Source organism: Litorimonas sp. RW-G-Af-16 (assembly GCF_048319245.1).
Taxonomy (GTDB): Bacteria; Pseudomonadota; Alphaproteobacteria; order Caulobacterales; family Maricaulaceae; genus Litorimonas.
Window position 1 is genome coordinate 301,112 of the sequence record NZ_CP166993.1, and the last position, 12,586, is coordinate 313,697.

14 protein-coding genes are annotated in these 12,586 nt (G+C 54.4%); 1 reads left to right on the top strand and 13 read right to left on the bottom strand.

All coding sequences use genetic code 11. From position 1 onward, the window contains the following. Positions 1 to 98: 98 nt before the first annotated feature. The 7 genes from AB8615_RS01440 to AB8615_RS01470 all read right to left on the bottom strand — a co-directional run bounded on the left by AB8615_RS01440 (position 99) and on the right by AB8615_RS01470 (position 5,187). Positions 99 to 446 (bottom strand): hypothetical protein, encoded by a 348-nt coding sequence (locus AB8615_RS01440; protein ID WP_418152541.1) that lies wholly within the window; start codon positions 444 to 446, stop codon positions 99 to 101. Beyond that, entirely contained in the window at positions 397 to 744 is a 348-nt protein-coding gene (locus AB8615_RS01445) for a hypothetical protein (RefSeq protein ID WP_418152542.1), read from the bottom strand. Before AB8615_RS01445 ends, AB8615_RS01440 begins: the two co-directional genes overlap by 50 nt. A 75-nt stretch (positions 745 to 819) precedes the next feature. After that, entirely contained in the window at positions 820 to 1,311 is a 492-nt protein-coding gene (locus AB8615_RS01450) for a TIGR02391 family protein (RefSeq protein ID WP_409433174.1), read from the bottom strand. Then, complete coding sequence (locus AB8615_RS01455) at positions 1,304 to 1,975, bottom strand: DUF5343 domain-containing protein (protein WP_409433175.1); 672 nt, start codon at positions 1,973 to 1,975, stop codon at positions 1,304 to 1,306. The genes AB8615_RS01450 and AB8615_RS01455 overlap by 8 nt, the downstream gene beginning before the upstream one ends. Positions 1,976 to 2,051: 76 nt before the next feature. Then, on the bottom strand, positions 2,052 to 2,240 hold the full coding sequence (locus AB8615_RS01460; RefSeq protein WP_409433176.1) for a YodC family protein: 189 nt from the start codon (positions 2,238 to 2,240) through the stop codon (positions 2,052 to 2,054). Between the two features lie 117 nt (positions 2,241 to 2,357). Further along, positions 2,358 to 4,163, bottom strand: a complete 1,806-nt coding sequence (lepA, locus tag AB8615_RS01465) for a translation elongation factor 4 (RefSeq protein WP_409433177.1) — start codon at positions 4,161 to 4,163, stop codon at positions 2,358 to 2,360. 109 nt (positions 4,164 to 4,272) lie between these two features. Next, complete coding sequence (locus tag AB8615_RS01470; protein WP_409433178.1) at positions 4,273 to 5,187, bottom strand: LysR substrate-binding domain-containing protein; 915 nt, start codon at positions 5,185 to 5,187, stop codon at positions 4,273 to 4,275. 141 nt (positions 5,188 to 5,328) lie between these two features. Between AB8615_RS01470 and AB8615_RS01475 the strand changes: the two genes are divergently transcribed. Next, the gene (locus tag AB8615_RS01475; RefSeq protein WP_409433179.1) at positions 5,329 to 5,988 is read left to right on the top strand and encodes a DUF1134 domain-containing protein; all 660 of its coding nucleotides are present in this window, start codon (positions 5,329 to 5,331) and stop codon (positions 5,986 to 5,988) included. Positions 5,989 to 5,992: 4 nt separating this feature from the next. Here the strand turns inward: AB8615_RS01475 and pheT are convergent, their stop codons facing one another. The 6 genes from pheT to AB8615_RS01505 all read right to left on the bottom strand — a co-directional run bounded on the left by pheT (position 5,993) and on the right by AB8615_RS01505 (position 12,569). Then, complete coding sequence (pheT, locus tag AB8615_RS01480) at positions 5,993 to 8,380, bottom strand: phenylalanine--tRNA ligase subunit beta (RefSeq protein ID WP_418152543.1); 2,388 nt, start codon at positions 8,378 to 8,380, stop codon at positions 5,993 to 5,995. A gap of 16 nt (positions 8,381 to 8,396) precedes the next feature. After that, positions 8,397 to 9,089 (bottom strand): hypothetical protein, encoded by a 693-nt coding sequence (locus tag AB8615_RS01485; RefSeq protein WP_409433181.1) that lies wholly within the window; start codon positions 9,087 to 9,089, stop codon positions 8,397 to 8,399. 6 nt (positions 9,090 to 9,095) lie between these two features. Further along, positions 9,096 to 10,163, bottom strand: a complete 1,068-nt coding sequence (pheS, locus tag AB8615_RS01490) for a phenylalanine--tRNA ligase subunit alpha (RefSeq protein WP_409433182.1) — start codon at positions 10,161 to 10,163, stop codon at positions 9,096 to 9,098. Between the two features lie 79 nt (positions 10,164 to 10,242). Beyond that, a complete protein-coding gene (locus AB8615_RS01495; RefSeq protein ID WP_409433183.1) occupies positions 10,243 to 11,184 on the bottom strand; it encodes a CheR family methyltransferase in 942 nt (313 codons plus the stop codon). 3 nt (positions 11,185 to 11,187) lie between these two features. After that, on the bottom strand, positions 11,188 to 11,553 hold the full coding sequence (locus tag AB8615_RS01500) for a response regulator (protein WP_409433184.1): 366 nt from the start codon (positions 11,551 to 11,553) through the stop codon (positions 11,188 to 11,190). After that, the gene (locus tag AB8615_RS01505) at positions 11,550 to 12,569 is read right to left on the bottom strand and encodes a hypothetical protein (RefSeq protein WP_409433185.1); all 1,020 of its coding nucleotides are present in this window, start codon (positions 12,567 to 12,569) and stop codon (positions 11,550 to 11,552) included. The genes AB8615_RS01500 and AB8615_RS01505 overlap by 4 nt, the downstream gene beginning before the upstream one ends. Positions 12,570 to 12,586 lie beyond the last annotated feature (17 nt).

The window sequence follows — 12,586 nt, forward strand, 5'->3', positions numbered from 1 at the left end:
TGACCCAATGCAGTGACCCAATAGGATTTGCCTCGCGGAGCGAGGTACGCCGCGGTGTTGGGTTACTGGTGATGTGAGACATGGATTCCGGACTCGCATTAAGGCCCCGAATAATCTCGCCTCGGCGGCGGGAAATGGGTTTGCGAAGGGCGCACCGTTTCTGCTCGTAATCGGGGATAGGTCGGGGGAGGCGCTGGCCGCAGATCATCGGGCGTCACTTCAATCGGATCAAACCGCCAGACTTTGACCCCGCGCACAGCCCGCTTACGAGGTGCAGGCGGTGTCGCTCTCGCGCCTGTTTGAATTGTCGCCAACCGAAACTGCCCCGTGCGATCGACGGTCGGCGACCACGCTTTGCGCGGCGCGGGTGAAGATGTCGGGCGGGTTGGATACGGATCAGAAATCGGGTTGGAAGTGGCCCCTTCGCGCTCCGCTCTCGCTGCCAAAAACGCCGCCCTTACCCGCGCGGCTCCGCTGCCGTTCTGCCCATTTTTCCATGGCCAAACGCCCGCCGAGGTCGCAATAAATTCGCGCGCGCAAAGCGGGGCTACGCATCAATTCAGTCTGTAAATACGAGCGCTCAATTCCTGCGATTAGCCGCAAATTCCGCCGCACCTGCACCGCGAGCTTTGTCGATAACCCCAAAACTTTCGACACCTGCCCCCGCTGCAAAGCCGCCAAAATCAAACTCACATAGCCTGCCACCAAAGCCGATAAAGCCGCCCGCGCCGCCGAGAGGGTCATATGTGGAGAATCGCTCACACAGAGAGTGTGGGAGGGAGATGGGGGGCGTGGATGGGGTTGGTGGGTTAGTCCTCTTTAGACTATAGGTCCAACCGCATTATCGATTCTTCTTAGTAGAAGTGATGCAAAGGAAAGGTGATCTAAGCATGTGTCAGTCGTTTCAGGTAAATTAACTTCATGGCCGCGTGGATTGCGTATAGCCGCCACACTCCCCGCAAATATAAATCTGTATCCTCGTTGCTCATCTTTTTCACTATCGTTTGATAAATTATTTAATCTAACGAGGGGGGAGCCTTCATTGAAAGCTGTCATCATTAATTTTTCGCCAGTAGCAGATACATTGCAAATTTTTTTTACTCTATTATCGATGTATTTAAATGCCTCAAACGTCGCTTGGCTGTAATGCCCATCATCAAAAAGCGCAAGTGAGTGCTTACGAATTTCTGGATGAATATTTCTTTCGTCAAATGGATGGAGACTCTCGTATTCCTCGTCCTCTATATTCACATACGGATTGCTCTCGAATTTAGGTAATCTGGATTTCAAAAATTTAAGTTTATCAGTCATCCATCAGGTTTTTTCTGATGCTAGCAAAGATTGCATCATAGGTCTTTTGATCACCATTTGGGGGAAGATTTACTTCTACTCGCACTGTTACGGCTACTTCATTCTTGCCACTAGCTGCAGTATGAGTGTTCGTTGTTGCTTCTACTGCTTTTGGAGAAACTTTTCTAACGTCTTTTCTAGTTGTAGGTGAAGCGTTTTTTGGCTTGGGAGTTTTCGTGGACTTTCTAGTTAAATCAGGAAGCTCTTCTTTTCCCGAAAACCCAGCAAAAACTTTGAATGTCTTGACTTGTCTTTTCCCAATGGTTTCGCTTGTTTGATCAGCCTGGCGAAAAAAATCTAACAATTCATCTTCGCTTAAATCCCACGCACTGTCGCCATGGAGATCGAATAGTTGATTGTATGCATCTTTGACTAGGGATGAAAATGATTGCTGAAACGCTTCATCTTTAGAAATTGAAAAAATTTGAGCGGCGTTCTCAGTCTTCTTACCATCTTCATCTAATAATCCCACGAAAGTAAGTGAATTGATAACGTAACTCTCGTTATTTGAGGCAAGCCCTAGTCTTTTCACTGTGTCTGAAGTGACTGTGGATGGAAAATTTTTCCTCAATTGTGCCAGCATTAGTGCAATGTTCTTTGGACCTGATATATACGGATGTGACACTCAACGCTCCAGTTCAACTTTTGATTGAATAGGAAGCTTTTGGAAACATTTGTCAAGTGTACCAGTTATATTAACCTCACCCCCGATCAATAAACACATCCAGCATGTCTTCGGGGAAGCTGTCGTGGTGGAGTTTGCCGTTGCGGTCGAACCATTGGCAGGCCCAGACGGGGGTGTCGAAGTCGCCGTCATCCGCGCCTTTAATCGTCATTTTTGGGCCGCCAGATTTGAGGCGGACGATTTGGCCGTTTTTAAATTCGCTCATGATGGGCTTTCGATTAGGTAATTAATTAAGCTCGCGGGATAATCGGCTACGATCTTTCTAACTTCGCGGCATGGCCGCTCGGCGACTGCTTGCAATTCATCCCCGGATGAATTGCGGTCAGCTGTCGTCCATCTTCAACGCCGCGATGAACGCTTCTTGCGGAATTTCGACGCGGCCGAATTGGCGCATGCGTTTCTTGCCCTTTTTCTGCTTATCCAGCAGTTTGCGTTTCCGCGAGGCGTCGCCGCCATAGCATTTCGCCGTCACGTCTTTGCGCATGGCGGCGATCGTTTCGCGGGCGATGACTTTGCCGCCAATGGCCGCTTGGATCGGGATTTTAAAGAGGTGGCGAGGGATCAGGTCTTTGAGGCGTTCGCACATTTGCCGCCCGCGACCCTCGGCATTGGCGCGGTGAACGAGCATGGACAGCGCGTCAACAGGGTCGCCATTGACGAGGATGCTCATCTTCACCAGGTCGCCCTCGCGCACGCCAATCGCTTGGTAATCAAACGAGGCATAGCCTTTAGACACGGATTTCAGGCGGTCATAGAAATCGAACACGACTTCATTGAGCGGTAATTCATACTCCACCATCGCGCGGGAGCCGACATAGGACAACGTCGTCTGCACACCACGCCGATCTTGGCAAAGCTTCAAGATACCGCCGAGATAATCGTCGGGCGTCATAATGGTCGCCTTGATCCACGGCTCCTCGATGTGGAGGATTTGCATAACGTCGGGCATGTCGGCGGGGTTGTGGAGCTGCGTCTCTGATCCGTCCCGCATTTTCAGCGTGTAGACAACAGAGGGCGCCGTCGTGATCAGGTCAAGGTCAAATTCGCGCTCCAGTCGCTCTTGGATTATCTCTAGATGCAGCAGGCCGAGAAAGCCGCAGCGGAAGCCAAAGCCCAGCGCCGCAGAGGTTTCCATCTCGTAGCTAAAGCTCGCATCGTTGAGGCGCAGACGACCCATGGCCGCGCGGAGGTCTTCGAAATCTGCGGCATCCACGGGGAAGATGCCACAGAACACCACGGGCTGCGCGGGCTTAAACCCTGCGAGCGCGGTGTCTGTCGGGCGTTTATCTTCGGTGATGGTATCGCCGACAGCCGCGTCTGCGACTTCTTTAATGGAGCCCGTGAAATAGCCGACTTCGCCGGGGCCGAGCGATCCTGCATCTTCGGGCTTGGGGCGGAACACGCCGACCTTATCGACGGTATAGCTCGCGCCCGTGTTCATGGTACGGATCCGCATGCCCTTTTTCAGCGTGCCTTCGATAACGCGAAACAACACGACCACTCCCATATAGGTGTCATACCACGCATCCACGAGCATAGCCTTCAGCGGCGCATCGGCGTCTTTGACGGGCGGCGGCGGGAGGCGCGTGACGATGGCTTCCAGCACGTCTTCAATGCCGATACCAGATTTGGCCGAACACTCAATCGCGTCAGATGCATCAATGCCGATGACCTCTTCGATCTGCTCTTTCACGCGGTCAGGTTCCGCTGCGGGGAGGTCGATTTTGTTCAGGACGGGCACGATCTCGTGGTCATGCTCAATCGCTTGATAAACATTGGCGAGCGTCTGCGCTTCTACGCCTTGGGACGCGTCAACAACTAAGATCGACCCTTCGCAAGCGGACAGGCTGCGGCTAACTTCATAGGCAAAGTCAACATGGCCCGGCGTATCCATCAGGTTAAGGACATAAGTCTCGCCGTCTTTGGCTTTGTATTCGAGGCGGACCGTCTGCGCTTTGATCGTGATGCCGCGCTCTTTTTCAATGTCCATATTGTCGAGAACTTGCTCGCTCATTTCACGGTCGGTCAACCCGCCGCAAAAGCTGATGAGGCGGTCGGCCAATGTGGATTTCCCGTGGTCAATATGGGCGACAATAGAAAAATTACGGATATTGTTTTGTTTCGTCATAGCCCGCTATTTATAGGCAATTACAGCTTTAGCAAGCGTGGTTTGCTGCCGCATGCCAGAGGTGGCTTATCAAGAGGTGGCTTATAAAGCAGGCGTGATAAAGCGGCGCTTATGATAATGCCCGCCGCGCCACGCTGTCTGGCAAGCCGCTTTGGATCAAGGCACCAATGGCTTTCACCAAGGCCTGACGCGGAAATTGCTTGCGATAGGTCAAATAAATCTCGCGCGCGGCACCGCTATCCAGCAACTTCTGACTCCGCAAGCCTAGATCCGCAATCCGTCCGTCTCGCATGGCGAGCGCGGGCACGAGGGTGACGCCTTGCCCCGTGGCGACCAAATTGATCAAAGTCTCCAGCGATGTGGCGCGCAAGGATTGCTTGCGTTTGCGACTTTCGGGTCGGCAGATCGACAGAGCCTGATCGCGGAAACAATGCCCTTCGGTCAGCAGCAATATGTCTTCGTCTTTGACATCGGCCATGTGGATCGACGTCATGTTTTGTAGGTCATGGCCTTCGGGAAAAACGAGCCAGAACGGTTCAGTGTAAAGCGTGATCGCGGTCAAGCTGTCTTCTTCCGGCGGGGTCGCGAGGACGGCGGCGTCTAACTCGCCCGTTAACAATCCGTCGGTCAAGCGCTCTGTAATATCCTCGCGATATGTGACTGACAAATTGGGCAAGCCGTCCGACATGCGCCCGACAAAAAGCGGAATGAGATAAGGTGCGATTGTGGGGATCAAGCCGAGCGACAAAGTCCCCGCCAGCGGGTCTTGGGCAGAGGCCGCAACGGCGCGAATACGATTGGCGGCATCGCGCGCTTCTCTGGCGATTTGGATAATTTCAGTGCCAATGTCTGTTACGCGGATACCTTTGTGCCCGCGCTCAAACAACGTCACGCCGAGCTGCTCTTCGAGCTTTTTAATCTGTCCAGACAGGGTCGGCTGACTGACATGGCACGCATCGGCCGCGCGACCAAAATGCTTATGCTCGGCCACGGCACATATGTAATCAAGATCGCGTAAGTTCATCAGGACTGTCTTTGCAAAGGGAGCATTTGTCTGAAACGTAACCGAAGTTTCACGTAATTGTAACTGCCATTGCCGACACATTTTCGTCTTTTATTAACTATAATGAGTGAGACCTTACGATACGTTTTAATGAGGTTCATCATGCCAGTCGTCAATCCATTCCACCACGGTCGCCGTCGCCAAATCGGTTGGGTGCCCTTTGCAATCGCGATTGCCTGTGCCAGCATCTTGGCCTTATCTGCCTGCGCGACACCTCAAAATAATCCGAATAGCTCCAATGATATTCGCCAAGCACAACAACGCAGCGGAGAGCAAGCCAAAACCTATAATGAGAACGAATTGGTCACGGCGATCTCGACGCATTTGGGCGTCACGTCCGAAAGCGCAGCTTCTGCGATTGAGCGTCTGTTCAAAGATCGGGGCCGTCCTACCGGCTATATCACGGGTCAAGAGGGTAGCGGCGCGATGGTGGTTGGCGCGCGTTATGGGCAAGGCACGCTATGGATGAAAGATGGTCGCACGAAGAAAGTTTACTGGCAGGGGCCGAGTGTCGGCTTTGACGGCGGTGCGGATGTGTCCAAAGTGTTCACCTTGGTCTACGGCCTCGACAATCCTGACTTTATCTATCAGCGCTTTCCGGGCGTTGATGGGTCGGCTTATCTGGTCGGCGGTATGGCCGTGAATTACCAACGTGCGAATGGCGTAACACTCGCCCCCGTACGCAGCGGAGTTGGTGTACGCCTCGGGGCCAATGTGAATTACATCAGCATCACCCGCAAACGCTCGCTGATCCCGCTATAGAGGGTTAGCCGCGAAGGCGGCCACCGACTTTCATCACAGCACTGATAATTTTATCGGACACAGCATCAATGTCTTTGTCGGTCAACGTCGCGTCTTTGGGCGAGAGCGTGACATCAATCGCCAAGGATTTGTGGTCGTCCTCGACACCTTGCCCGCGGTAAACATCAAACAAATTCACATCGCTAATTAATTGCTTATCCGCGCCCGCCGCCGCCCGAAATACGTCATTTGCGGCCACGTCTTCGCTGACGATAAACGCAAAATCACGATGGACGGGCATGAAGTCTGACAGCGCCAGCGCGGCTTTGGCTTTGCTCGCTGATTTCTTGCGCGGCGCGGGAATGGCTTCAGGCCAGATTTCGAATGCGACCACACGGCAATTAATTCCCATCGCCTTTAACACGCGCGGATGCAATTCGCCAAAGCTCGCCAACACGTTTTTGGGGCCCATGCGCAGGGAGGCAGAGCGCCCTGGATGCCAGTGGTCGCCAACGGCGTCCATCGTCTGTAAATTCGCCGTATTCGCGCCCATCGCCGCCAGCGCGTCCAACGCATCGGCTTTGGCAGACAGAGCCGTAATTTCACATTCGCCCGCCCAATGGCGTTCAGTTTCCACGCGCCGCATGCCCGCAATCGTCAGGGCTTGATCCTTGGGGTCAGTCCCGTAGTAAACCGGTCCAAGCTCGAACAAGGCACTGCGCGGATAGCCTTTATCCGCATTACGTTGCCCCGCCAGCAGCAGATGGATCAGCGCAGATGGGCGCATGCAATCAAGATCAGAGCTGATCGGATTATCGAGCAACATAGTGCTGTCGCCGCCGCCAAATAACTTGGCGTGATCTTGCAAGGCAAATGACCATGTGATCGCCTCTGACAATCCCCTTGCCGCCAAGGCTCGCCGTGCGAGACGGGTACGATTCTGCGTCAGGGTCGCTGTCGGTTCCCGCCGACCAGGGAGGGGCGGTAGGCTAACCGCTTCCAAATTATGGTAGCCGTGAATTCGCGCAATCTCTTCGACCAAGTCTGCGCCTTCCGTGCAATCGCGACGCCATGTCGGGACGCCCACAGTCCAGATCGGCCCGCGCTCCACGACAAATCCAAGGTCTGTCAAAATCCGCTCCATCTCGTCATCACTAAGCGACAGGCTGGTGAGGTGATGGACTTGCATTGGGTCGAAATTAATTGCGAGAGGCGGGACAGGGACTGTGCCTGCGAGAGAAATTTCACTGGCTTCACCGCCACAAATTTCTAGCACCATCGCCGTAGCTAGCTCGACGCCGTCCATGACGCTGCCCGTATCGACGCCACGCTCAAATCGGTATTTAGCATCGGAATTAATGCCGAGCCGCTTGGCGGTGCGACGAATAGTGAGCGGGTCAAAATAAGCACTCTCGATCAGAATATCTGTCGTCGTCGCGTCGCAACCCGAGGACTCCTCGCCGACAATTCCGCCAAGGCCAAGGACACCGCTATCATCGCAAATCGCCACATCACTGGCGCCAGCTGTGTAGGTCTTATCGTCCAAAGCCGCGAAGTCTTCGCCCTGACCGAAGCGTACATTTATCCCGCCTGACAGCTTCGCCACATCATAAAAATGCAGCGGACGTGCGCGATCATAGGTGATGAAATTCGTAATATCGACGAGGGCCGAAATCGGACGCAGGCCAATAGCTTTTAATTGATCTTGCAGCCATTGCGGCGACGGCCCGTTCTTTACGCCGCGGATCACGCGACCCGCAAAGGCAGGGCAAGCGTCTTGCGCTTCGATCTTAATATCGACGGGGCAGGGGAATGTGCCTTTGGTTTCTGGCACATCAGGCGTAATTAATTCGCCGAGGCCTACAGCCGCCAAGTCGCGTGCAATCGAGTTTACGCCCAGCCAGTCAGGACGGTTCGGCGTGACTTCGAAATCAATGACTGGGTCGTTGAGGCCCAGCGCATCGGCCAGCGGCAGGCCCATCTCAAAACTGGGATCAAGATCCAAAATCCCGTCAGCGTCTTCGTCGATTTCCAGCTCTTTGCCCGAACACATCATGCCAGAGGACTCGACCCCGCGAATTTTGCGCGGCTTCTTATCAAGACTGAAATCAAGCCCAGGAATATAGGCACCCAGCGGGGCATAGGCGACCGTCATATCGGCCCGCGCATTGGGCGCGCCGCAGACGATCTGCTTGACCCCGTCGCGCGTTTCCACCGTGCAGACCTTCAGCTTATCCGCGTCAGGATGCTTCTCCGCCGTCAGGACTTTCGCAATCGAAAACTCGGCCAGTTTTTCGGCAGGGTTCTCGACTTCTTCGACCTCTAAACCGGCCAGCGTCATCGCTTCGACGACCTCGTCGATTGTGGCCTCTGTCTTGAGGTGCTTTTTCAGCCAGCTGAGTGTGAATTTCATGGGATAATATCTCTGATTATTGCTCTAGCCGTTTGGCGGCTGTCTGGTCGATATAGGTTTGGAACATGTCCTCTGGCGCATCATCAATGCCGCAACTATCGACAGGCTTGGGCAGTTTTTTATCGAGATATTTCACGGTCCAGCAATCACTGAAAACGGAGCAGTAACACACATCAATATCAAGCCCGTCCATCGGCACGCCGTATTCACCGCGCAGATAGGCTCCCAATTCTGACCCGGCTGCCCCCATGCGGTAGCGGCGCGGCGTGACGCTCTTGCCAGCCGCCAAAAAGCCAGCTGCAGGGGCCACAACGGGGTAGCCAATATTGCTGCGCATACGGCGGTTCATAATTGTGTCTTCAAACTCTTGCAGGGTCGTCACAGGCTCCCCGTTTTTCAGCGGCGTCACGCGCTGAATATGCGCGATGCCTGCGCCGACATTATTGAGCCGCACAACAAAGGCCGCCTCGCTACGGTCGCCAATATTTTCATAGCCCATATCAACATCAATGATCGGCAAGACGCGCGCCTTCTGCGTCTCTTGGTTCATCTTGAATGTCGCGCGAGAGGTGACGATGCCGACAAAAGAAATCAGCAGCGCACACATACCCGTCGCCAAACCCAAATCAATCCGCTTCAGGATCGATTTATGCGGTTGCTTATCGAGGTCTATGCCAGTGGTGGGATCGTTATTTTGGTCGGTCATCATACTCTCCTAGCTCAGGCCCGTGGCCAAGTTGGCTTGTAGCAGCGGGTCGAAGCCGTAATGGCCTAGCCAGCGCGTGTCTGCGGCAAACATATCGCGCAGATCGGGCATGCCGTATTTTAACATAGCGAGGCGATCAACGCCCATGCCGAAGGCGAAACCTTGATACTCTTCGGGGTCAAGACCGCAGGCACGCAGCACATTGGGATGCACCATGCCGCAGCCGAGAATTTCCATCCAGCTTTCGCCTTGGCCGATCTTGATCGCTGCTCCATCGCGTTCGTAGCGCACATCCATTTCGGCAGACGGCTCGGTAAACGGGAAGTGATGCGGGCGGAATTGCACGTCGACATCTGTTTCAAAAAACGCTGACACGAAGTCCATCAGCACGCCTTTGAGGTGGCCCATATGGATGCCTTTATCGATGACGAGGCCTTCGACCTGATGGAACATCGGCGTGTGCGTTTGGTCGCTATCGCAACGATAGGTGCGGCCTGGTGCGATGATGCGGATAGGCGGCTTTTCATTGATCATGGTACGGATTTGCACAGGCGACGTATGCGTGCGCAGGACTTTTGGTTCCTCATCGTCAGCCGCTGTCATAAAAAATGTGTCGTGCATATCGCGTGCGGGATGGCCCGGCGGAAAGTTCAGCGCGGTGAAGTTATGAAAGTCGTCTTCAATGTCTGGCCCTTCGGCCACAGAAAACCCCATGTCAGAGAAGATCACAGCCATTTCTTCCATCACTTGTTGGACGGGGTGGAGCGTGCCGCGCGGACTGCCGACGGGCAGGGTCATGTCCATAGTCTCAGACGCGAGCGCGGCGTCGAGCGCGGCGTCTTCGAGTTCGGTTTTCTTTGCCTCGATCAGCGCGGCAATATCGTTTTTAAGACCATTCAGCGCGGGCCCCATGACCTTTTTCTCGTCAATGCTCATCTTGCCAAGGCCTTGCATCATCGCCGATACCTCGCCCTTTTTGCCAAGCGCCGCCACGCGAATATCGTCCAGCGCGCGCAGATCTGTCGCCGCCGCGATCTGGGCAGAGAATTTCTCAAGGGTAGCAGTAATTTCAGACATAGTCAGACCTGGTTGAATTCAGCCTGTCTTTTACGCGGGCTAGCTTAGAAATCAACTGGTGATGCGGGGTTTTAAATCCCTAGCTTTTGGCCTGCTTTTGTAGGCTATGGACGCGACGTTTGGCGCGTTCAAAGGTTTTGCGGTCTGTTGGCACTTTGATATTGGGATCGGGTTCGGGCTCTTCGATAATGTCTTCACGCTTGCGGAAAAGCCCTGTCTTGCCGTGAATTTTGTCAAAGCCGTAATTGATATGATTGAGCGTCTCGTTCGTGCCGAGAACTAGGTAGCCAAATTCCTGCACCAAATTTGCCAACCCGCGCAGCACGCGGACTTGGGCGGGGGCGCTGTAATGGGTCAAGGCGCCGCGGAACATCACAACGTGAAACTTGCCAAGGCTGTCGAGGTTAGACAGCAAGTGCATTTCTTTAAACTCGACTTTTTCGCGCAATTCTTTTTTGATGACCCAGTCTTCGCGGTCACGATCAAAATGCATGATCAGGTCTTGGATCGGCAGGCCGCGCTGCACCTCGAAATGCGTGTAACGCCCCGCACGCGCACGGTCGAGGGCTTGGGACGGATAGTCGACGCCCAGAATATCGAGTTTCAGATTGGGCAATTCGGACTTTAATTCGGCTGTGCGCATCGCCACGCCGTAAGCCTCCTGCCCGCTGGAACAGGCAAAGGACAGCACACGGATACGCCCAACGCCGCCGCGCGCAGCATATAGCTTTGGCAGCACGGTTTCGGTCAAATGATCAAAGCTTTTTGGGTCGCGGAAAAAATGCATGTCGCGCTCGACAAGGCTGGAAACCACTTGCACGGCGAGGCGGGTTTGCCCGCTATTGAACAACTCCTCAATCATCACGTCGAGGCTGGCATAGCCTTCGCTCTGCGCCAAACCTGCGAGGCGTGTTTCAACCAAGAACGCATGATCCGCGCCGAGGTTTACCCCCGCGAGTTCCAGCGTCAGGCGTTTTAAAGCCTCGTAATAAGACGGCTTGAGTGTAAGGGCTCCCCGCATGGCTTACAACAATCCAGCGAGTTGAAATTTACTCTGAATGATCGCGCTATCAAAAGGCTTCATAATGTATTCATTGGCCCCCGCCGCAAGGGCGTCAGTGATCTTGGAAATATCGCGTTCAGACGTGCAGAACATGACAACGGGCTTGTCTCCGCCGCGCTCTTTGCGCAGAGCTTTGAGGAAGCCGTAGCCGTCCATAACGGGCATATTCCAGTCGAGCAAAATTGCGTCGGGCATATCCATCTGGCAAGCGTCCAGCGCTTCTTGGCCATTGGCCGCGTCCGTCGTATTAAAGCCCATATCTTTGACGATCCGGCCCGCCACGCGGCGGATCATGCGGCTGTCATCAACGATCAAACAAGTCTTCATGTGCCGACCTCCGCGAGAACATCATCGCCCAAGGCCAGTTCGTCATTCGAGGCCTCTGCGCCGCCTTCGAGAAGTTTTGACAGCTGCGCTCGCAATTCGCCTTCGGTCTCGTCTGTGATCATGCGGCGCGGGGCTTCGACAGGCTCTTCTGTGACGGGCGTTTCTATCAGCGGCAGTCGCGCGGTGAGTTTCTCGCCGTCTTGCGCATCAAATGTTACGCCCCGCGGGACAAATTGGGGCGTCGGGCCTTGCACCTTTAGCATGACATCATGGCCGTTGCAGGTCAGGTCGATATGCCCAACTTTATCGGTGGGTAAGGTCTCCAGAATAAGCGCGCGCAAAGTCTGGCTGATCCGAATCTGTAGGCTAGGCATGGCAGACTCGGTGACGCCGCTGCGCCCAACGTCATAAGAAACGCTAATCGTTTTGGCGCACATCCTAGCAATGGCGAGGGCGTCTTGCACAATATCGCGCATGACGGATTCCAGCGGGATTTGGGGTTCGTGAGAGGGCTTTTGCTCTGCTGCGTCCATCAGCCGTGTCAGGGCGGACACTTCGTCAGCCTCAGCAAACGCCATGACACCGAGCAAGGTTTGCTTGGCTGCGGCGTAATCATTCGCGGGTTCAGTCGGCGTGTTTGTTGTGGGCAGTGACGCTGGCTCAGCCAAGGCTGCAAGCTCCGCTACTTCTGCCAAACCAGTTTCACTATCCTCACTACCTAGCGCCTTATTCAATTCAGACAGCCCGTCTGCATATTGCGCGATCAATTTGTTGAGGGCGAGCAAGCGACCACTGAGCGTATCTTCCGAGAGAGGGGCGCTGTTCAGGCAGGACATGACGGCCTGCGCACTCTGATAAATGCCGCGCGCGTGCAGGCGTTTGGCCCCGCGCTGCACACGGGTCATGGACGCCATCAACGTCTCGGACGTTGGACGGTCACTTTGTGCAAAAAAGTCACTCAATTCATTCGTAGTTATGTCCACGAAGTCCTGAGCAAATATCAGGTCATCACCCATTTGATTCGGCCTTTAGC

Excerpts from the sequence above, each read along its gene's own strand:
- pheS (WP_409433182.1), bottom strand. The coding sequence starts at position 10,163 with ATGTCTGAAATTACTGCTACCCTTGAGAAATTCTCTGCCCAGATCGCG.
- AB8615_RS01445 (WP_418152542.1), bottom strand. The coding sequence starts at position 744 with ATGACCCTCTCGGCGGCGCGGGCGGCTTTATCGGCTTTGGTGGCAGGC.
- AB8615_RS01475 (WP_409433179.1), top strand. The coding sequence starts at position 5,329 with ATGCCAGTCGTCAATCCATTCCACCACGGTCGCCGTCGCCAAATCGGT.
- AB8615_RS01495 (WP_409433183.1), bottom strand. The coding sequence starts at position 11,184 with ATGCGGGGAGCCCTTACACTCAAGCCGTCTTATTACGAGGCTTTAAAA.
- AB8615_RS01450 (WP_409433174.1), bottom strand. The coding sequence starts at position 1,311 with ATGACTGATAAACTTAAATTTTTGAAATCCAGATTACCTAAATTCGAG.
- AB8615_RS01470 (WP_409433178.1), bottom strand. The coding sequence starts at position 5,187 with ATGAACTTACGCGATCTTGATTACATATGTGCCGTGGCCGAGCATAAG.
- AB8615_RS01460 (WP_409433176.1), bottom strand. The coding sequence starts at position 2,240 with ATGAGCGAATTTAAAAACGGCCAAATCGTCCGCCTCAAATCTGGCGGC.
- pheT (WP_418152543.1), bottom strand. The coding sequence starts at position 8,380 with ATGAAATTCACACTCAGCTGGCTGAAAAAGCACCTCAAGACAGAGGCC.
- AB8615_RS01485 (WP_409433181.1), bottom strand. The coding sequence starts at position 9,089 with ATGATGACCGACCAAAATAACGATCCCACCACTGGCATAGACCTCGAT.
- lepA (WP_409433177.1), bottom strand. The coding sequence starts at position 4,163 with ATGACGAAACAAAACAATATCCGTAATTTTTCTATTGTCGCCCATATT.
- AB8615_RS01500 (WP_409433184.1), bottom strand. The coding sequence starts at position 11,553 with ATGAAGACTTGTTTGATCGTTGATGACAGCCGCATGATCCGCCGCGTG.
- AB8615_RS01505 (WP_409433185.1), bottom strand. The coding sequence starts at position 12,569 with ATGGGTGATGACCTGATATTTGCTCAGGACTTCGTGGACATAACTACG.